This is a genomic window from Flavobacterium tyrosinilyticum, from assembly GCF_023656565.1.
Classification (GTDB): domain Bacteria; phylum Bacteroidota; class Bacteroidia; order Flavobacteriales; family Flavobacteriaceae; genus Flavobacterium; species Flavobacterium tyrosinilyticum.
On the sequence record NZ_JAMOKG010000003.1, the window covers coordinates 1,079,138 to 1,100,267 of the forward strand.

Sequence of the window (21,130 nt, forward strand, 5' to 3'; positions counted from 1 at the left end):
CAAGAATGAATAAAACGTAATTACTAAACTAAAATTGCATAAAAGAAAGAAAACAATCTAATTTTCCGTTTATTTACGTCTTTTAAAAAACATTCTTCATAAAAAAACAAGAAGTTTTACTGAAAAAAGTTAAATTTATCCTAGTAAAATTCAAACACTAAATTTTAAGGAGACTAAAAAATGACCAAAGAGCATTATTATCTTTTATTGGCTGATGATGACGAAGATGACTGCCTTTTCTTTAAAGAAGCTCTCGACGAAATAACAATTAGCACTACTCTATCAGTAGTACACGATGGCGTGCAATTGATGAATTATTTAAAAAGTAATATTACCAATCTTCCTGATGTTCTTTTTTTAGACTTAAACATGCCACTAAAAAATGGTTTGGAATGTCTGGCTGAAATAAAAGACAACGAAAACTTAAAAAATCTGCCAATTATTATATTTTCTACTTCGCTAGACAGCGAAATCGTTGATAAGTTATATCTAAAAGGCGCTTCATTTTATATTCGAAAGCCTGGAGAATTTTCTAAACTCAAAAATGTAATAGAAAAAGCACTGACCATTGCACCCGAAAATAGTTTCAAACAGCCCGAAAGAGCTAATTTCATTTTGCAACCTTAATCCTCTCTGAAAATGAACCGCAAACAAAAGGAACATTATTTTCTTTCCGAAGGTGGAGAAATGGGAGAATTAATTCGTTCCGCAGATTGGAGTAAAACCCCTTTGGGTAATCCTGAAAAGTGGTCTCAAAGTTTAAAAACAATGACTGCAATGATGCTGGGCAATCCGTTTGGAATGTACATTGCATGGGGAAAAAATTATACTCAAATCTATAATGATGCCTTTCGTCCTATTTTGGGCTCTTCTAAACATCCAGAAGCTCTAGGCGGAAGTTCTAAAGATACATTTGCAGAAATCTGGGACACCATAGGACCTCTATTTACCGATGTCATGAAAGGACATGCGGTAAGTTTCCCCGATTTTAAAGTGCCACTTAATAGAAATGGCTATACAGAAGATTGCTTTTTTGATTTTTCATACAGTCCCATAAAAATAGAAGATGGATCTGTTGGAGGTATTTTGGTTACCGTTATCGAAACCACAGAAAAGAAAATCGTTGCAGACGCTTTGCATGAAAGCAATGCACGATTCATCAATAATATTATGCAAGCTCCGGTGGCAATGTCCATTTTTAGAGGTGAAAATCATATCGTTGAAATCGCTAACGACCAAATGCTGAGGCTTTGGGATGCAAAAGCAGAAAACATTATTAATAAACCTATTTTTGAAGTTCTTCCCGAATTAAAAAAACAAGGACTTGATGAAATTCTGCAAAACGTTTTTATCTCTGGGAAAAAAGTCATCACAGAAGAACTTTTTATTCCTTTAAATCGAAACGGTCAAACCGAAAATACTTATATCAATTTTGTTTACGAAGCTTTACGCGAAAAAGACGGAAGTATTTCTGGCGTTGCCGCAATTGCTACAGAAGTTACCGCTCAAGTTTTGGCTCGTGCTAAAGTGGAAGAAAACGAACAAAAAATAAGACAGCTGGTTGAAAACGCCCCTTTCCCGATTGGTGTTTATGTTGGAAAAGAAATGCGTATTGAACTCGCAAATGAATCTATTATAAAAATCTGGGGGAAAGGCCCAGATGTAATTGGAAAAACCTACAGAGAAATTCTCCCCGAACTACAAAACCAGTCGGTATTTGAACAAGTTGAATCGGTGTTTGAAACCGGACAATCTTTTCACTCAAGAAATTCTCGTATTGATCTTGTGATCGATAATAAATTACAATCTTTTTATTTCAATTACAGCTTTACGCCTTTATATGATCTGACTGGTAAAATTTATGGTGTAATGAATACCGCTGTAGAAATTACAGATTTATACTTAGCAAAACAAAAAATTGAAGAAAGCGACAAACGTTTCCGTAATACGGTAAAACAAGCCCCTGTTGGCATCACAATTCTTCGAGGCCCAGAATATATTGTGGAAATGGCCAATGAAGCCTATCTTAAACTTGTAGCTCGAGAAGAGGAATCTTTTGTCGGAAGACCATTGTATGATTCTCTTCCAGAAGTAAAAGAAACCGTTAGCGATTTATTAGACAATGTATTAAAAACTGGAATTCCGTTTCATGGAATTGAAGTTCCTGTTCCTTTGAACCGATACGGAAAAATAGAAACATCTTATTTTGATTTTCTTTATCATCCATTAAAAGAAGAAAACGGAACAATCTCGGGAATCTTGGTTACGGTTACCGAAGTAAGCGAAAAAGTGGAAGCTCGAAAAAAAATCGAACTTAACGAAGATCGTCTTAAAATTGTTGTAGAAGCCAGCGAATTGGGAACTTGGGAATTGAATGTAAAGACCCGAATTCCGACTTACTCTAAAAGATATCTTGAAATTCTTGGCGGTTATACCGAAGATGTAATGCTTTCTCACGAAGAATTATTGGCACATCTTCATCCTGATGATTTACATATTCGAAACAAAGGCTTTAAAGAAGCTTTAAGTTCTGGTTTTCTAAACTACGAAGTTCGCGTTATCTGGAAAGATCAATCTATACATTGGATTGAAGGAAAAGGAAAAGTTTTTTATGATGAAAACCATCAGCCTCAAAAATTAATTGGAACTATTCGCGACATTACCGAAGAAAAAAAATACCAGCAGAAAATCGAAGAAAGCGAAAAGAAACTGCGCAATCTTATTATGCAGTCGCCTGTTCCAAAAGCCATTTTACGTGGAGAAGATTTTGTAATCGAAATGGCCAATTTTGTATTACTGCATAATATTTGGAAAAGAGAAGTATCCGAAGTTGAAGGGAAAAAAATACTAGAATTATTTCCCGAACTCAACAAACAAAAATATGCTAAGTTATTAAGTAAAGTTTACGAATCTGGCGAAGTGTATTCAGAATCTGAATCTTTACTTTTTATTGCTAATGAAAATGGCGACAGTCAATTTTATGTTGATTTTGAATTTGCCCCGCTGCGCGAAAGTGACAATTCGATTTCTGGAATTAGAATGACATTAATTGACGTTTCTGAAAAAGTCGAAGCCAGAAAAAAAATCGAAGAAAGCGAGAAGAGATTCCGTTCGCTTACCGAAAGTATTCCGCAGTTAATCTGGGAAACCGACGCAGAAGGAAATGCACTTTTTACCTCAGGAAAATGGTTTGAATATACCGGGATAGAGCCTGGAACCGAAGGTTCTTGGCAGAAAATGATTCACCCTGATGATTTTGACGAGAATGTGAAAATCTGGCAGCATGCTCTTGCAACCGGAGAAATGTATCGCTGCGATGTACGCATGCATAGAAAAGATGGTTCGTACAGATGGCATACCGTTATTGGCGAACCTGTTTTGGGTCCTGATAATAAAATTTTAAAATGGGTTGGCGCATTTACCGACATTCATACCGAAAAAGCTTTTACTCACGAACTCGAACAGCAGGTTACTGCTCGTACAAAAGAACTCATTCAGATCAACGAATCACTCCGAAAAAGTGAAGAACGTTATCATTTAATGGTCGAAGAAATTCAGGAATATGCTATTTTGTACCTCAACCGTGAAGGTATTATTGAAAATTGGAACGCTGGTGCCGAAAAAATAAAAGGCTATAAAGCTGAAGAAATTGTCGGCAAATATTTGTCTATTTTTTATACCGAAGAAGATCAAAAAAATAATCTGCCTCAAAAACTTCTGCAAATTGCAAGAGAAAAAGGAAAAGTGATTCATGAAGGATGGCGCGTACGTAAAAATGGCAGCTTGTTTTGGGCAAGCGTAGTGATAACGGCTGTTCATAATAAAAAAGGCGATGTTATTGGCTTTTCTAAAGTGACGCACGATTTAAATGAAAGAAAAAAAGCCGATGATAAATTACAAATGAATGCACTCGAGCTAGAGCAGAAAAACAATGAATTGGAAGAAATGAACAAAGAGCTTCAGTCCTTTGCTTATATCTCCAGTCATGATTTGCAGGAACCGCTTCGAAAAATACAGACTTTTGCTTCGCAGATTATCGATAAAGAATCGGAAAATTTATCTGAAAACGGAAAAGATAAATTTAAACGAATGCAGAATGCCGCACAGCGAATGCAGACTTTAATTAATGATTTATTGGCTTATTCTAGAACAAATAGTCAAGAACGCATTTTTGTAAAAACAGATCTGAGCCAAATTATTATGGAGGTTAAAGAAGATTTAACCGAAGAACTAGAACAGAAAAGCGCCGTAATTGAAATTGGAGAAACTTCTGAAGTTGATGTTATTCCATTCCAATTCAAACAATTACTATATAATTTGATCAGTAATTCATTGAAATTCTCAAATCCTGAAATTCCTATTTTAATTAAAATTACAAGTACAATTGCACTGGGTCAAGATTTCGAAGAAGAAAAACTGATTCCGTCCAAAAAATATTGCCACATTAAAGTTTCAGATAACGGAATTGGTTTTGAAGCGCAATACAACAAAAAAATATTCGAAGTCTTTCAGCGTCTTCATGGCAGAGATCGCTATAACGGCACAGGAATCGGGTTGGCTATTGTAAAAAAAATCGTAGAAAACCACAACGGACTTATAACCGCTTCTGGCATTCATAACGGAGGAGCTTCTTTTGACATTTATATTCCTGCAAATTAATTTTACTTCATAAAAAAAACGGAAACTTCTTAATTGAAGTTTCCGTTTTTCATTTCAAAACAAATTGAAATTATCTCAAAACAATTTTATTATCTAGTATAAACAGTAATAATACCAGTTGTTTTGTCTTTAATTTTTAGTTCTTTGTTAGTAAGGTTCATGATATCGCTTGTTGAACTTAAATTTCCAACAGTAATAGTCAAATCGTTATGAGATCTTACATAAGTTCCAGTAGTTTCTGTTAAAGCACAATCAGATCCACTATAATCACCAATAACTGCTGCATTACTTAATCTTAAATCTAAATAATCTCTATTACATCCTGCTGCATTTTCTGGTGCGTCAACCAATACTTCTTTTCCATCTACAATTGTTCCTCTTTGGCTTAGATTATATTTACCTTGAATTGGTACAATTGTTTCTCCTTCATTATCGTCGCTACTACAAGAGGTTACGAACATTCCCGCGCTTAAGGCTAATACGAATAATATGCTTCTTTTTTTCATGTTTGTTTGTTTTTTAATTATTTAATTCAATAATGCTAAATTAAAAGGATATACTTACAAATAATTCCATGATTTTAGGAATATTTTACATAAATCGCATTTTAGGAATTTTTAAAAATTAATTGCATTTTGGTCTGTTTGACAAATACTTATCAATTATATGCTGCGTAATTGGTTTTAAGAATCGTTGTGTATTTTCAGGATAAGGGGCATGTTGATTATAACATTCTACAGAGTTTCCAATCTTAATATACCAAACTTTTGCTCTTCCAATATCATCAAAAAACTCAGTCGTATCACATACTTCAATCTTCTTTAAATCAAAATATCTGGCATCATAATAAGTATCGCAATAACCGTCGTCAGACCTTTCTATTTTTTCATAATGATCGCCCATCCATTGCATACAATCTTTTTGTGACATGTTTAAGTAAACGATTAAAATTAGTCCCAAGAGAAAAGCTGCAATTATTAAAGATCTTTTTAATCCAGAATTTGTCCCACCTTCTCCTACTTTCTTAATAGGAGTAAATATACCCGTTGGAATTTTTCCCAAATCCTGATTTTCATCTTGTTCTACTTCTTCAGCTTCATCTTGCTTTATTCCTTCATTTTTATCTTTTTCTACCTCATCATTTTTTAACTCAGGAAATTTTTCGGTTTCCACCTTATCAGGCAAAATATCAGAAAAAAATCCATTCTTATCATGATTAGTATCTCTTAACTCTTCTATCAATTTCACTTCATCTGGATCAAGTTGTTTTTGAAACTCTTTAAAAGGTCTAGGCTGAAGATCTACTAATATTGCGGCTAATTGAACAGTATCTTCCGCAGGACTTTCAGTCACATTCAAAAGAAATCTACGAACTGCTGTTAATTTATTTAACTCAATTTCTCCATAAAGATTTCTATTATCCCTATCAAATGGAAAATCAAAAAAAGATTTAAAAGTAATTAGGTCATCTTTACTATTATTTGTTTCAAATCTTTTTATACACAAATTTCTAAGATTTGCGGATGTAGGAGAATTCAAATTATTAGAATATTCTCCATTTTTTTCTTCTTCATATTTAGCTTTAATCGCTTTTTTATAATCTTCAAAAGTAATGGTTGGCATAGGCATTTGAACTTTTTAAAACTTTATCTAAAGTACTTTATTTGACTTTTTATGACTTTCTGGAACTTCTCCTGACTTTCAAAAAAAACATTCGACTTTCCTGACTTTCTGCTCAATGCAGGCTCAAAACGGTTGTTACTTTGCCTCAACAAAATTAGTTAGCGCTTTGATCTGCAGGTCAAAAACAAATGTACAAAACTAGTTTATGCACCAAGTGCGGAAAACCGTAAGACGGATTTTATTCCGGGAAGTATAGATGAAAATCTTACTGTTCTACGCACTTCACTTCCCAAACAAAATTTGGTATTGCCATTTAAAAACCAACCTGAAAAAGATTTCAGGCAGCAATACCCCTGTTCAACTTTTAAATTTTAAAAAAATGAAAACATTATATTTATGGGGAGCGTGTATCCTATTGTCAACTACATTATTTTCTTGTACTGCTGATGAATTAGAATCTTCAGAACAAAAAACTGAAATAAAAAAAGAAACTCCATCAGAAGGGCAAGCAAGTGAACCAGATGGCCCTGGTGATGATCCTACTAACATTAATCCACCAAAAAAATAACAAATAAAATTTGTTGTTTTCAATAAATTGCTAAATTCGGGGAAAGTACGATTTATGTTACGATCCCCGTTTTTTTGTTTCTTTATTTTTCTTCTTTTCTTTTCTTGCGAAGAGAAAACTAGCATATTAGTCCAACCAGAAAAATCAAGCAAAGAAGCAAAACTTATACAAGAAAAAGCTACAGATCAATTCCTGAAGAACAATTATAATAATGCTTTTTACCTTTTTAACAAATCAAAAATTGCCTTTGAAGCTTCTAAAGACAGTTTAAATATTGTTTACAATTTAATTCGGATGGCAAATATCCAGCAAATAAATGGTGATTATTATGGAAGTAAAGAAACATTAACAGAAGCATTACCTTATGCTGAAATTGACAAAACTTACAAATCTGCAATCCATAATTTTTTCGGAATTGCCGATAAAGAACTTTCTATTTATGACGATTCCATCTTTTATTATAACGAAGCGATAAAAGTAGCAAACGATCAGGTTGCGAAACAATCTCCTTTAAATAATATTGCTGTGGTTTATATTAAAAAGAAAAACTACGACGAGGCAATTAAAATTTTAGAGTCCATTTTAAAAACAAAAGCGTTAGATAATTTTGTAAAAAGTAAATCAAGAGTTATCGATAACTTAGGTTTTGCCTATTTCAAAAAAGGATCAAATGAAAAAGGACTTGAACTAATGAATGAAGCTCTAGAATTAAGAACAAAAGCTGATGATCTATATGGAAGCATTGAAAGCCACTTGCATTTAGCCGAGTATTATTCCAAAACCAATTTGCAAAAATCAAACGAATATGCCAAGAAAGCTTATGATATTGCAACTAAATTTAATAGCATAGACGAGCGACTAAGAGCATTATCTTTTCTTATTTCTAATGGATCTGACGCAAAATATGGCAAAAAATATATTTCTTTAAATGATAGCATAATCAAAGTCAGAAACAATTTTAAAAACAAATTTGCTAAAATTAAATACGATTCTAAAAAAGAAAAAGACGAAAATCAGAAACTGCGATTAGAGAAAGCAGAAAATTTACTTGCGCTACAAAAAGCGCAATACCAAAAGATATTGTTTATAATTGGTATTACATCGCTTTTTCTATTATTGCTTTATTTGAGAAAATATTACCAGAACCGAAATCGAATTGAAAAAATAGAAACTGCGTATAATACCGAAACCCGAATTGCGAAAGATATTCATGATGAGCTGGCAAATGACGTTTTCAATGCCATTGCTTTTACACAGACACAACCCTTAGAAAATGAAAGCATAAAAGAAACTTTGATTCAAAAACTCGATACGATCTATTCGCGAGTTAGAGGAATTTCTAGGGAAAATAATGATATTGATACAGGCATAAATTATCCAAACAATTTAAAAGAAATGCTTTCGACTTATAACAGCAGTCAAACAAACGTTATTATTAATGGTGTCGATAAAATAAATTGGGAATCGGTTGAGGATTTAAAAAAGATTGCCATTCAGAGAGTTTTGCATGAATTAATGGTTAATATGAAAAAGCATAGCGAAGCTTCTGTAGTATCCATAAAATTTAATTCCAACTCCAATTCGCTCTTTATTGACTACAGCGATATTGGTAAAGGCTGCGAAAAATCAAAAATTATAAAAAATGGTCTGCAAAATATGGAAAACCGTATTTTGGCCTTAAAAGGAACTATTACTTTTGACACTGAACCGAATAAAGGTTTCAAAGTAAAAATAACAATGCCTAAATAAGAGCCTATGTTTAAAAAAGTAATTATTGCCGAAGATTTTGAAGAATTCAATTTAGCCGTAAAACAAACTTTGAGCGACCTCAACATTGTCAATTTTCAGCATGCAAAATATTGTGATGATGCCTTTCTAAAAATAAGAAAAGCTATTCAGGATAATGAACCTTTTGATTTATTGATTAGTGATCTTTCGTTTAAAAAAGACCATCGTGAAGTAAAAATTGGAAGTGGCGACGAATTAATTCAAAAAGTTCGCGAATTGCAACCCAATATTAAGATTATAGCTTATTCGGTTGAAGATAAAAATGTTCGTATAAAATCACTTTTTGAAGATTCAGACATTAATGCTTTTGTGCTAAAAGGCAGAAACAGTATTGAAGATCTCAAAAAAGCTCTTTCAATCATTTCAACTTCTGACCAAAAATTTATTTCTCCTGAAGTTGCTTCTGCATTACAGGAAAAAGGCAACTACGAAATAGACGATGTCGATATTAAAATTTTAAAGTATTTGTCTGCTGGAACATCTCAGGATGACATTATCGAAATTTTTAAAACCAGCGACATTAAACCAAATAGCAAAAGTGCGATGGAAAAAAGGTTATCAAAACTGAAAGATTTTTTCAAGGCAAATAATACCGTTCATTTGGTTTCAATCACAAAAGATATGGGAATTATTTAAATTCTTTATTACTCCATTTTCAAAGCTCCTTCGGGAGCTTTTTTTATTCTTTCTTCTAAAAATTTATGAATTATGGATTTCCGTAAAATACTGGTTTTGATTGGTTTTACTTTTGAAAAATAAATCAATTTAATAATCAATTAAACCCAAAAATTATGGAATACAAAGTCGTACCATTTGCAGCTTCAATCGATTTAAAGAAAAACACATCTTCACAAATTGCAGAACAATTAGAAAGTGCTATTAAATATTACACAGAAAAAGATTGGAAATATGTAAGAGTTGAAAACATAACAACTTTTGTTAATGCGGAAATGGGATGTTTCGGATTCGGAGCAAGACCAGCTCAGACACTTTTCACTCATTTAATTGTTTTTCAAAAATAAATGAAAATTTTCATTGTATTAATTATTCGATTGTATTGGATTTTAATTCCTCAATCTAAAAGAAGAAAATGCATTTTTAAAAAATCCTGCTCAAATCATGTTTTTGAAATAACTCAAAAAGAAGGATTTATAAAAGGTTTAAAAGCATTTTATTTTCGATATAAAAACTGTAGAGGAAATTTTTCAATTTTTCATAATCCAATTGATAACGAAATCCAGATGATTCTTCCTTCTCAACTAGTAATTGGCAAAGAGGAAATTGCTGATAGATTAATTAATTAAATCACGTATAAGTACTCATTTTCAAAAACTTAATTCTAACTAGATTTATCGATACCAAATACGCTCTTAAACCTAACTAAATACCCCATCGCCTATGCAAAAAAACTACCTCATCTTACTTTTATTATTTGCGTTTTATTCCTGCCAAAAGGCTAGTGCTCCGCCTCCATTACCGCAAGTAAATTCAATTTACAAAAGCGCTATTAGCGCTGACGACCGCAAAACTATTACGGCAGAAGAGGCCAAAACATATCATGTAAATCCTGTCTATAAATACGAATACAGAACTGGGCATCCCGGACATTACAAGTACAACTATCATGTAAAGGGAATAAACATACTAGGCGATTCGGTTTTTGGAAACATTAATACAGAAGGAAAATACGGTGCGGGAATTTTAATAACAGATAGTGTTCCAGAATTGGAAATTAATACCGAATGGGTTTCTCACGGAAAACTAAAAGCTATTGATAAAAAAGGAAACGAATATAATCTAGTTGTCAAATAAAAACAAACTAATGAAATACACTTTACTCTTATTTTTTATTTTTTGCACTTCTTTTCATCCTGTAGAAGACAACGTTTTTATCTGCGGACCTACTGGGGCTAAAAAATATTATTATAATGAAAATTGTCGTGGCTTAAGCTCTTGTAGTCACGGTACGGTAAAAACTTCTCTCAAACAGGCTAAAGGTTTAGGCTTGACACTTTGCGGATGGGAAGATTAAAGATCTTCCCATTTTAATATTTAATCATTTGATAATAATGGCTTTACAATAATTTCACATTAGTTTTTTTAATTTGATATAAAACTAATCGTCATGAAATTATTCAATCTAAATTTTCTAGTTTCTTTCAAAGAATGGCTTTTCTTAAGAGCTATGCAATCTTCTTTCCTACATTAATAAATAGTTTATAAATAAAGGAAAGTACGATTGAATGAATAAAATTGAAAGCTCATTTCTGAACAAAAACCAATTTGGTAAAGATTTCTTGTGGGGTGTATCAACTGCCGCTTTCCAAATTGAAGGTGCGCATGATTCTGACGGAAAAGGTTCTTCTATCTGGGATGTTTTTACTTCTCAAAAAGGGAAAATTAAAAACGGTCATCATGCCATAACTGCTTGCGATTTCTACAACAATTATCAGGACGATATTGGTCTCATTAAGGAATTGAATATTCCTAATTTTAGATTTTCTATCAGCTGGCCGAGAATTATGCCTACAGGCGTTCATCCTATTAATCAAGCAGGAATCGATTATTACAACAAAATAATAGATTCGCTTCTAGCTTCTGGAATCGAACCTTGGATAACACTTTATCATTGGGATTTACCACACGATCTAGAAGTAAAAGGAGGTTGGACAAACCGAGAGTCTGTTTCTTGGTTTAAAGATTATGTTGAAGTCTGCGTACAGTATTTTGGCGATCGTGTAAAAAATTGGATGGTAATCAATGAACCTTCTGTCTTTACAGGCGCAGGTTATTTTTTAGGCATTCACGCACCAGGCAAAAAAGGAATTTCGAATTACCTAAAAGCCATGCATCATGTTACGCTTGCAACTGCTGCTGGAGCCAAAATAATTCGAGAACGAATTTCGAATGCGAATATCGGAACCACTTTTTCGTGCACGCATATTGAACCTGCCACAGAAAGCCCAAAAGATGTTGAAGCCGCAAAACGTGTCGATACTTTATTAAACCGAACTTTTATAGAACCCATTTTAGGATTAGGTTATCCGCAGAAAGATCTTCCGGTTCTTAAAAAACTCAATAATTACATTTTAGAAGACGATTTAAACAATCTCGATTTCGATTTCGATTTCATTGGTTTGCAATGTTATACTCGTGAAGTGGTAAAATCGTCCATGTTGATTCCGTATATCGGTGCCGAATTAGTAAGTGCCGAAAAGCGAAATGTAATTGCTACCGATATGGGCTGGGAAGTTTATCCGCCAGCAATGTATCATATTCTCAAAAAGTTTAATGAATATGACGGAATCAGAAAAATCATTGTAACTGAAAACGGCGCTGCTTTTCCTGACACCGTTCAGAACGGAAAAGTACACGATATAAAACGAACTCATTTTATTCAGGACAATTTAGAACAGATTTTAAAAGCAAAACAAGACGGCTTAAATGTCGATGGCTATTTTGTCTGGACTCTAACCGATAATTTTGAATGGGCAGAAGGATATAATGCCCGATTCGGATTAATTCACGTTGATTTTGAGACGCAAAAAAGAACAATAAAAAACTCTGGATTGTGGTTTAAGGATTTTTTATCTTGATTTTTTTTAACCGCAAAGCACGCAAAGAATAAACGCAAAGTTCGCAAAGCTATTTAAAGCTTTGCGAACTTTGTGTTTATCTATATGCTATTTGCTTTTAAAAAACTAGACCCATATAGTATTAAGACTTATACTTATAATTCTGTTTTAAGATTCCAACATGGATTTTCCCATTAGGTTTTAAGTTAGTTATAATCCTGATAAATTTCTCCTCGGGATATTTTACATCAAAACTAAAGGTTGTATCTTTTACTTTAACTTGAAGCAAATGTTTTCCTTCGCCCGAAACTGACAGTCCGACTGTTTCGTAAGTTGGTAATGCTTCTGTAGCTTTTAAACTAATGTCTTGAACTTTTTCTTTATCTATATACACTTCTAGTTTTATATTGTCCAATTTCATATTGGTTGGCTGTTCAAATGAGACAACATATTTTTTACAGCTGACGGTGCATAAAACGATTAGGAGTAATAGAAGCTTTTTCATAAATGATGTTTTTGTAACTGATACTGGTAGATTCGAAATCTATTTTAATTTTATAAATATAGATAATTTTATTGCAATTCGGCTGCCCAAAAAAGCAACTTTTTCTGTCTTCTCAATGACCAATAAGTGGGTTTCAAATTATCGAAAAAAAACACGTTTTTTAGACAAAAAAAAGCGCTATTTCATTGATTTTTATTAGGTTTAACGGGATTTTTTTCTTATCTTTATAGTGTAAATAACAGTAAATATATGCCGAAAAACGTACTTTTTAACTACCCAAATCACACCTCAAAAAATTATTCTTTTTATCGCTTCACGCATTTTATTTTTCAAAATGCAGTCAAAAATCGGTTAGAATTTATTTCTACTCTTTTTTCTTCACCATGTTTATACACGCAGACGACACCAGTGCGACTGCACCAACTGCAACCATAATTATTTTTTCTGGTTGTATTTTCTGAACTATTTTTTTAGAAAATTCATCTGCTAAATCAAATAAAGAATTTCTCTTTTTAAGAACTTCTTTCGACTCTTCATGTTCATTTTCCACCAAAACCTTTTTCTCTATGCCATTATTTTCAATTTCAACCGTTACCTCTTTAACGACACTTTTCATTTGTTTCGCCTCTTCAATTCTACATTTTTCATTGAACTTTTTAAAAGGGCGCGGCTGAAAATCGACTATCACTGCGGCAAGATTTATCGCATCAATATTTGATGGATCTGTTTCCCCCTTAAAGAAAGTTTCAATAGGCCTAAACTTGTCTTTTTGATCTTTAAACTTATTCTTTTGAGTATGGTCAAAATCTAAGCACAATAAATTTCTAAAAACATTTAAATCGTCTTGGGTCGGATTATCTTCAAAAATAAGCCAACACAGATCGCGGAGTTTCCCGCGCGAAGGGCTGTACAGAAAATCAAAATATTCTCCCTCCTTTTCGATTTCATATTTAATTTTAATCGCCTTTTTATATGCTTCTAATGTATTATTCATCTTGCCTTTTTTAGGAACTTGTTTAGACTCTTTAATTTCATTTTTCACCAAAACTTTCTTCTATGCCTTTATTTTCGACTTCTACTATTAAACTCTATCCAGCACTTTCAATTTTTGTTCCAATTCTATATTATTTATATATTTTTTTTACTGTTCGCAACCAACTTTTGACGGACTTATTGCATCTATAATAATAGAGATTTGTTTAGAATTAAATAACAATTAATTTAAAAAAATAGGCCTTTCATTTTCTTTTATTGGGAATTCTCGGGAATCTCAGGAAAACGCAGGAATTCCGGGAATCCCTTATCAACAGTGATCTAGAAGCGCCTTTACTTTGCATCAGAAATTAGTTCAAGTTTTGTCTGCAGACTAAAACAAAAATATAAAACTAGTTCTAATTAACATTGTGGAAAACCGTAAGACCGAGTTTATTCGGGAAGTATAAATTACGTCTTACAGGTCTACACGATCTACTTCCCCAAAAAAACAATTTTGGTATCGCAATTCCAAGATCTGGTTAAATCCAGACAGCCATACCTATGTCTAATTTCTAAATTAAATTAAAATGAAAAAACTAATACTATTTATAGCTTTCACGCTATTGTTCACGATATTTTCTTGTACTCCTGATGAGTATGAGACTCAACCTAAAAAGAAAGTTGAAAAGAGTGCTAATCTATCTATTGGTGGTGATGGAGAAGATCCAGACGGACCTGGTGACGGTCCAAAAGGACCAGGAAAACCATAAAATTGCTAATTATATATTTTTTAGTATCTAATTTATTATTGTTATTTTCGGGGAAAGTAAATTTATATGTTACGGTCCCCGTTTTTTTATTTTATTATAATTCTTTTTCTCTTTTCCTGCGAGGAAAAAAAGACTGTTTATTCTAATACGGAAACTTTACGACAAAAAGCCCTTGATTTACGAGAAAAGGCAGATGAAAATTATATAAAACAAAATTTCAATACTGCTTTTTATGAGTTTAATAAATCGAAAGTTCTCTTTGAAAATTTAAAAGATAGTGCCAATATTTCATATATATTAATTCAAATGGCTGCTATTCAACAAATCAACGGAGACTATTATGGCAGTAAAGAAACCGTTACAGAGGCATTACCTTATGCTAAAAAAAGTAAGGATTATATTAGCTGTATAAATAATACATTAGGCATTGCAGATAAAGAACTTTCTCTTTACGACGATGCTATTTTTTACTATAAAGAATCTGTCAAAGATTCCAAAGATCTTGAAGATAAACACATCCCATTAAGCAATATTGCGGCGGTTTATATCCATCAAAAAAAATATGATAAGGCAATTATCACTCTAGAGTTCATTTTAAATCAGAAATTTTTAGAAAAGAAATCTAGGGCACGTTCTAAAGCCAGAACACAAGACAATTTAGGATATGCCTATTTTAAAAACGGATTGCATGAAAAGGGGCTTTACTTAATGATTGAAGGTCTAAAATTAAGAAATGAAATCAAAGATACTTATGGCAGCATTGAAAGTTATCTCCACCTTGCAGACTATTACTCTAAAAAAGATCTTCAAAAATCAGATGAAAATGCTCTCTTAGCTTACAAAATTTCTACAAAATTGAATAGTGTGGATGAAAGATTAGAAGCGCTTCAAATACTTGTTTCAAATGACCACAGCCCAAATACTAGTAAATACGTACAACGATATTTTACATTAAATGACAGCATTATTAAGGTTCGAAATAATTTTAAAAATAAATCTGCCAAAATTAAGTACGACTCCAAAAAAGAAAAAGACGAAAATGAAAAACTACGCTTAGAAAAAGCAGAAAATCAATTATCTCTTCAAAAGGCCAAATATCTTCGAATTGTATTTGTAATTGTATTTGTCTTTTTAGTCATTCTAATTGCAATTTTAATCCGCTATTATAAAAACAAAAACAAGGCTATCGAATTTAAAAGTTCGTACGATACAGAAACCAGAATTTCTAAAAAAATCCATGACGAATTGGCGAATGATGTGTTCCAAGTAATTGCTTTTGCAGAATCTCAGCCATTGGCTGTAGAAAACACCAAAGAGAATCTTCTCCAGAAATTGGATGACATTTATGGTCGCGTAAGAGGAATTTCAAAAGAAAATAATAAGATTGAAACGGGTAAAGACTTTACCAAAAGCATAAAAGAAATGCTTTCTGCCTACAACACGGCTGAGAGAAACATCATTGCCACTAATTTAGAAAGTGTAAATTGGGAAGATGTAGATGAGATAAAGAAAATCACCATTGGAAGAGTTTTACAGGAATTAATGGTGAACATGAAAAAGCATAGTAAAGCAAGTCTGGTTGTGATAAAATTTGATAGCGATCAGAAATCAATCCTAATAAACTACACCGATAACGGAATTGGCTGTGAGAAAACAAAGATTTCTAAAAATGGACTTCAAAACATGGAGCACCGCATTCAGACCGTTAAAGGAACCATCGAATTTGAAACAGAACCCCAAAACGGTTTTAAAGCTAAAATAGCAATCCCTAAATAAACAAAAGCCTTTCAGAAGATTTCTGAAAGGCTTTTTCTTCAAAAAACAAACAATAAAATATATAATTAATTTACTATTTTCGGGGAAAGTAAATTTGCATGTTACGTTCCCCGTTTTTTTATTTTATGATACTTCTTTTTCTTTTTTCATGCGAGGAAAAAAAGCCTATTAGCCCAAAGACAGAATCGATAAGGAAAGAAGCACTTGCTCTACGAAATAAAGCAATTGAAAATTTTGATAAACAAAACTTTAATATTGCTTATTCTCAATTTAACAAATCAAAGGAGCTTTATGAAGCCATAAAAGACAGTGCTAATATTTCCTACATATATCTTATGATAGCAAATATCCATCAGAGGAACGGCGACTATTATGGTAGTAAAGAAATCGTGACCGAAGCATTACCTTATGCTAAAAAAGGCGTTTATTTTGCTAGTAGTAATAATTCTTTGGGCATTGCTGACAAAGAACTTTCGCTCTATGATGACGCTATTCTTTACTATAAAAAAGCTATAAAGGAATATACCGATCCGCTTTTAAAACATGATCCCATACAAAATATTGCGGTTGTCTATACTCATCAAAAAAAATACGACAAAGCAATTCATATTTTCGAGTATCTTTTAAAATCTCTTTCAAACAAAGATTTAAAGAAAAGAGCTAAACCAAGTGATAAATCCATACTCCTAGATAATTTGGGTTATGCCTATTTTAAAAATGGAATGGATGAAAAAGGTTTTCAACTTATGATTGAAGGATTGAAAATCAGAATTGACACTAAGGACATATATGGAAGTATTGAAAGCTATCTCCACCTTGCTGATTTTTATTCTAAAAAAGACATATACAAATCCGACGAAAACGCTCTACTAGCTTATAAGGCTGCAACAAAAATAAATAGCATCGACGAAAGATTAGAAGCCTTGCAAATTTTAATTTCAAATGATAACACTTCTAACACTCCCAGATACACGCAAAAATACTTTACACTAAACGACAGCATCATTAAAGTCAGAAATAATTTTAAAAATAAGTCTGCCAAAATTAAGTACGATGCGAAAAAGGAAAAAGACGAAAATGAAAAACTGCGCTTAGAAAAAGCAGAAAATCAATTATCTCTTCAAAAGGCCAAATATCTTCGAATTGTATTTGTAATTGTTTTTATCTTTTTAGTCATCCTAATTGCAATTTTAATCCGCTATTATAAAAACAAAAACAAGGCTATCGAGTTTAAAAGTTCGTACGATACAGAAACCAGAATTTCTAAAAAAATCCATGACGAATTGGCCAATGATGTGTTCCAAGTAATTGCTTTTGCCGAATCTCAGCCACTTGCTGTAGAAAACACCAAAGAGAATCTTCTACAGAAATTGGATGACATTTATGGCCGCGTGAGAGGAATTTCAAAAGAAAACAATAAGATTGAAACGGGCAAAGACTTTACCAAAAGCATAAAAGAAATGCTTTCTGCCTACAATACGGTGGAGAGAAACATCATTGCCACTAATTTAGAAAGTGTAAATTGGGAAGATGTAGATGAGATAAAGAAAATCACGATTGGAAGAGTGCTGCAGGAATTAATGGTGAACATGAAAAAGCATAGCAAAGCAAGCCTGGTCGTGATAAAATTTGACAGCGATCAGAAATCAATTCTGATAAATTATACCGATAACGGAATTGGCTGTGAGAAAACGAAGATTTCTAAAAATGGGCTTCAAAACATGGAGCACCGAATTCAGACCATCAAAGGAACCATCGAATTTGAAACAGAACCCCAAAACGGTTTTAAAGCTAAAATAGCAATCCCTAAATAAACCCAGATAGCGCCGATTTGCAATCCGTGCCCGCAACCAATAAGACACAATACAAATTATCAAAACAGAAGCTACAAAGAATCATGTAGTTTTTGTTTTTATCCAAAATAGAAAACCAATCTTTGCGGGCACGGATTGCAAATCCGCGCGATCGGAGCAACTCAACCACAAATAATATTTTCTATCTTTGTTTTAAACCTAAATTCTGAGCTAAAAACAAAAAGTAAGTTTTTTCTTTCTTTTTAAAATAAAAGCATATCTTTGCTTTGCTAAAATACCTAGGATATCATCCTAAAAACTTTATAAGTTAACATAAGCGATTCCCTCGCCATGATGTACCTGCGGAAACAATGGTAAATCTATCCTATTCGGGTATTTTAGCACATCTAAAGCGAGGGTTTCGTGTGTCTAATATTTTCGATTATGCTAAAAGAAAATCAAAAACCAACACATCGTGATGTAATGCCATCCGTAATTAATTTCCTTTCAGACGAATTGTTTGAAGGAGAGTACAAAGAACAACCCATGTATTTGCAGGAAATCTTCGAGCTCCTCATGCATACAGAATTTGGCGACGATATTAATTTAAGGCAAAAAATACTGAGCTGTTTAAGAACGAGCCGAAATCTCGCCGAAGCCTTATCGCCATTTTCAGAAAAGCAGATTTATAAGGCTTGTGCTAGTAATAAATAAATAATTTTAATAAAAATTGAAAACCCTGCGAATTGATATTTGCAGGGTTTTGTTTTTACTTAAAATTGAAAACCAATCTTTGCGGGCACGGATTGCAAATCCGTGCTATCGAGTATGCCAAGTTGCTTTTATTTCTTTGGCTTGATATGTTCCAATTTTAAATTTTGTATCCTTGTCGTTTTTATCAAACTTTTGCATCCAAACTGCAAATTTCCCATTGGGCTGAACTTCAGCAATAAAATGAAGAATCTTATCAGAGTCATAATCATTTTTGACACTCGGAAGCATTCCCATTTGTACCGCTTTTGTTCGGATCATTTCAATTGGCAAAACAAAATCACCACCATAAAATTTTTGTTCTTTGTAAGAAAACCATTTTATCGACAGACTATCAGGAAAGAAAACATTCTTCATATACTCTTCGCAACCATTAATTTCATTCCAACTATTATCCAGTATCTTATCTTTATTAATATGATAATCATTTCCTTTAAAATCACAGGCTGCAACCTGTACAATATTTCCTTTACTACTTATAACACCTCCTGTCCAGTCAAATCTTTCATTTGGTTTATAATTATAACATTGAATAACATTTGCAATTACTGTTATTATCAAAATTAATGTAAGCAATTTATTCGTTCGATTATACATTACTTCTTCCTTCATAAATTTAATTTCTAAAAGCTCTACCCAATTCCTGTATGTACAAAAAAAACAGATAAAAATTGACTGTAATAATTACAAAACAACATAATAGAGTCCCTATTACTCTTCTATACAGTAAATTCTCGCTCTCACGAAGATAAACAAAGATTAATAGTATATCAGTCGTTATAAGAGCTCCAAAGCATACTGCCTCCTCAGAATGGGGTTCTCCATTTAAAAAATAGGTCTGTACAGATATAGCAATTAATATTATTAAAAAGATTGTTAGGACTAATTTCATTTTTATTGTTTTAAATTATTATTTATAACCTATTTGATTGAGCAATTTTATTTAAAACGTTTTACGCTTCCGATCTTTTGTTGGTTCCATCCCAATAGAACCATTATCTGCAGACCAATGCAAATATTGGTTTCGCAACGTTCTTAAATCTTCTTGCTCTTGTAGCTCTTGCTGATATGCTTCAAATCTGCTGTCTCCATTTTTTACTCCTTTATACTTTTCATGAATATTTCCATACCATTTAAAAGTATACGATTGTGCGTTTTCAAAAACATACTTATGTAAACGTTTTTTTACTCGAGCTAATAATGGATTATTTGAAATATTATACTTATCAATAACCAATTTTGTATTATCAAAAGGAACACTCTGCTTTATCGCAGCTTCTGCCATAAAATGCAATGGAATATAACTGTATGAGTTTTTTAAATTTCTAGTGCCTTTAAGTTCATGTTGAGGACCAAAAAAAGAAATCTCTAATTGATCTTTTAAATACCAAGCACTATCAACTAGTTTCTCTGAAAGTTTCTCCAATTTTTCTTTAAAGTTTTTCTCGATTACTTTTACTACTTCAATACCATTATTATAACTTCCTCCAACATCTGAGTGTACACCCGGGAATTCTCTTGTTTTTCCGACGTTAGTTGTAGTAAGTGAAAAATTATTTCGATGCTCATCTGCAGCAGTAAAATGCATAACTGATTCTGCTTTAATTAGATTATTTAATGGTAACTGCTTAGTGTCATTATCAAAATTTGGTTTCCCATCAATTAAAGTCGAGTAAGAAGATACCGTATCAAAAAGACCTAAAAAACGAACTTTTATTAAACCTACCTTAACATCTTTTTGTGCCAAATAATACCCCAAAGCACCTCCTTTATTTTTTCGATTAGCCGATAATGGATACGCTTTTTGGCTAATTTCATCTAAAAAAACTCTAGCGGCAGCTGCACCACGGCTGAAACCAAAAACATCTAAATACAGAATATCTACTTCTGAAATACTATTCCTTTTTAAATTATTGACTATTTCTTTACAGCCCGCTTCTACTTTATCTAATATTCCAGTACCACTAAAAACAAATCCCGTACCTAGGCCAGCCCCTAATACAGAATCAGCTTTTTCAGTTTCCGTACCAATACCGTCAATATATGTGGTTAATTCTAAAGGGTAAGCATCACTCAACCTTGCCACATTCGACCAAGCATTGTAATAACTGCTACTTTCTTTGTCTTTCCCATTTTTTCGATAAGCATCTGCCGAAATTGTTTCTTTTGGAGTCAATTTTTCGCCTCTTGCCCTTTTATCATAATATTCTTTGGCTTTGGTATTATTTTTATTGTTATTGGTGCCGTCAAAAAAAACACCAATGATTACTTCATTAGTTTTCAATTCTTTTTTAGGTGGCATGTAATCTCCAAATACTATACTCATC

At 32.5% G+C, this 21,130-nt stretch carries 20 protein-coding genes; 14 read left to right on the forward strand and 6 right to left on the reverse strand.

Features of this window, described 5'->3' with window-relative positions; genetic code table 11:
• The first annotated feature begins 180 nt into the window (after window positions 1-180).
• Both NCC77_RS18885 and NCC77_RS18890 read left to right on the forward strand, forming a co-directional pair.
• Entirely contained in the window at window positions 181-627 is a 447-nt protein-coding gene (locus tag NCC77_RS18885) for a response regulator (protein ID WP_250836991.1), read from the forward strand.
• A gap of 12 nt (window positions 628-639) precedes the next feature.
• Window positions 640-4,659 (forward strand): PAS domain S-box protein, encoded by a 4,020-nt coding sequence (locus tag NCC77_RS18890; RefSeq protein ID WP_250836992.1) that lies wholly within the window; start codon window positions 640-642, stop codon window positions 4,657-4,659.
• Between the two features lie 89 nt (window positions 4,660-4,748).
• On the opposite strand, the gene NCC77_RS18895 is transcribed toward NCC77_RS18890, so the two are convergent.
• Window positions 4,749-5,165: a lipocalin family protein gene (locus NCC77_RS18895; protein ID WP_250836993.1), complete on the reverse strand. Its 417-nt coding sequence runs from the start codon at window positions 5,163-5,165 to the stop codon at window positions 4,749-4,751.
• A 118-nt stretch (window positions 5,166-5,283) separates the two neighbouring features.
• Window positions 5,284-6,282, reverse strand: a complete 999-nt coding sequence (locus NCC77_RS18900) for a hypothetical protein (protein ID WP_250836994.1) — start codon at window positions 6,280-6,282, stop codon at window positions 5,284-5,286.
• Between the two features lie 379 nt (window positions 6,283-6,661).
• On the opposite strand from NCC77_RS18900, the gene NCC77_RS18905 reads away from it, so the two are divergent.
• The 8 genes from NCC77_RS18905 to NCC77_RS18940 all read left to right on the forward strand — a co-directional run bounded on the left by NCC77_RS18905 (window position 6,662) and on the right by NCC77_RS18940 (window position 12,234).
• Window positions 6,662-6,850 carry a hypothetical protein gene (locus tag NCC77_RS18905; protein ID WP_250836995.1) on the forward strand — a complete coding sequence of 63 codons (189 nt, stop codon included), beginning with the start codon at window positions 6,662-6,664 and terminating at the stop codon, window positions 6,848-6,850.
• A 54-nt stretch (window positions 6,851-6,904) separates the two neighbouring features.
• Window positions 6,905-8,599 (forward strand): tetratricopeptide repeat-containing sensor histidine kinase, encoded by a 1,695-nt coding sequence (locus NCC77_RS18910; RefSeq protein ID WP_250836996.1) that lies wholly within the window; start codon window positions 6,905-6,907, stop codon window positions 8,597-8,599.
• 6 nt (window positions 8,600-8,605) lie between these two features.
• Window positions 8,606-9,274, forward strand: a complete 669-nt coding sequence (locus NCC77_RS18915; RefSeq protein ID WP_250836997.1) for a response regulator — start codon at window positions 8,606-8,608, stop codon at window positions 9,272-9,274.
• 155 nt (window positions 9,275-9,429) lie between these two features.
• Window positions 9,430-9,660, forward strand: a complete 231-nt coding sequence (locus NCC77_RS18920; RefSeq protein WP_250836998.1) for a hypothetical protein — start codon at window positions 9,430-9,432, stop codon at window positions 9,658-9,660.
• A complete protein-coding gene (yidD, locus tag NCC77_RS18925) occupies window positions 9,661-9,942 on the forward strand; it encodes a membrane protein insertion efficiency factor YidD (RefSeq protein ID WP_250836999.1) in 282 nt (93 codons plus the stop codon).
• A 94-nt stretch (window positions 9,943-10,036) separates the two neighbouring features.
• On the forward strand, window positions 10,037-10,450 hold the full coding sequence (locus NCC77_RS18930) for a hypothetical protein (protein ID WP_250837000.1): 414 nt from the start codon (window positions 10,037-10,039) through the stop codon (window positions 10,448-10,450).
• 10 nt (window positions 10,451-10,460) lie between these two features.
• On the forward strand, window positions 10,461-10,670 hold the full coding sequence (locus tag NCC77_RS18935) for a hypothetical protein (protein WP_250837001.1): 210 nt from the start codon (window positions 10,461-10,463) through the stop codon (window positions 10,668-10,670).
• Window positions 10,671-10,881: 211 nt separating this feature from the next.
• Window positions 10,882-12,234, forward strand: a complete 1,353-nt coding sequence (locus NCC77_RS18940; RefSeq protein WP_250837002.1) for a GH1 family beta-glucosidase — start codon at window positions 10,882-10,884, stop codon at window positions 12,232-12,234.
• Window positions 12,235-12,355: 121 nt separating this feature from the next.
• On the opposite strand, the gene NCC77_RS18945 is transcribed toward NCC77_RS18940, so the two are convergent.
• Entirely contained in the window at window positions 12,356-12,718 is a 363-nt protein-coding gene (locus NCC77_RS18945) for a hypothetical protein (RefSeq protein ID WP_250837003.1), read from the reverse strand.
• A 364-nt stretch (window positions 12,719-13,082) separates the two neighbouring features.
• Window positions 13,083-13,712 carry a hypothetical protein gene (locus tag NCC77_RS18950; protein ID WP_250837004.1) on the reverse strand — a complete coding sequence of 210 codons (630 nt, stop codon included), beginning with the start codon at window positions 13,710-13,712 and terminating at the stop codon, window positions 13,083-13,085.
• A gap of 568 nt (window positions 13,713-14,280) precedes the next feature.
• Between NCC77_RS18950 and NCC77_RS18955 the strand changes: the two genes are divergently transcribed.
• The 4 genes from NCC77_RS18955 to NCC77_RS18970 all read left to right on the forward strand — a co-directional run bounded on the left by NCC77_RS18955 (window position 14,281) and on the right by NCC77_RS18970 (window position 18,746).
• Window positions 14,281-14,463, forward strand: coding sequence for a hypothetical protein (locus NCC77_RS18955; protein ID WP_250837005.1), 183 nt, complete (start codon window positions 14,281-14,283; stop codon window positions 14,461-14,463).
• A gap of 66 nt (window positions 14,464-14,529) precedes the next feature.
• Window positions 14,530-16,239, forward strand: a complete 1,710-nt coding sequence (locus NCC77_RS18960) for a tetratricopeptide repeat-containing sensor histidine kinase (protein WP_250837006.1) — start codon at window positions 14,530-14,532, stop codon at window positions 16,237-16,239.
• A gap of 335 nt (window positions 16,240-16,574) precedes the next feature.
• The gene (locus tag NCC77_RS18965) at window positions 16,575-18,053 is read left to right on the forward strand and encodes a tetratricopeptide repeat-containing sensor histidine kinase (protein WP_349306055.1); all 1,479 of its coding nucleotides are present in this window, start codon (window positions 16,575-16,577) and stop codon (window positions 18,051-18,053) included.
• A gap of 423 nt (window positions 18,054-18,476) precedes the next feature.
• On the forward strand, window positions 18,477-18,746 hold the full coding sequence (locus NCC77_RS18970; RefSeq protein WP_250837008.1) for a hypothetical protein: 270 nt from the start codon (window positions 18,477-18,479) through the stop codon (window positions 18,744-18,746).
• 105 nt (window positions 18,747-18,851) lie between these two features.
• Here NCC77_RS18970 and NCC77_RS18975 read toward each other — a convergent pair whose 3' ends face one another.
• Complete coding sequence (locus NCC77_RS18975) at window positions 18,852-19,415, reverse strand: DUF2931 family protein (RefSeq protein WP_250837009.1); 564 nt, start codon at window positions 19,413-19,415, stop codon at window positions 18,852-18,854.
• A 331-nt stretch (window positions 19,416-19,746) separates the two neighbouring features.
• On the reverse strand, window positions 19,747-21,129 hold the full coding sequence (locus NCC77_RS18980; protein ID WP_250837010.1) for a T6SS phospholipase effector Tle1-like catalytic domain-containing protein: 1,383 nt from the start codon (window positions 21,127-21,129) through the stop codon (window positions 19,747-19,749).
• Between the last annotated feature and the right edge of the window lies 1 nt (window position 21,130).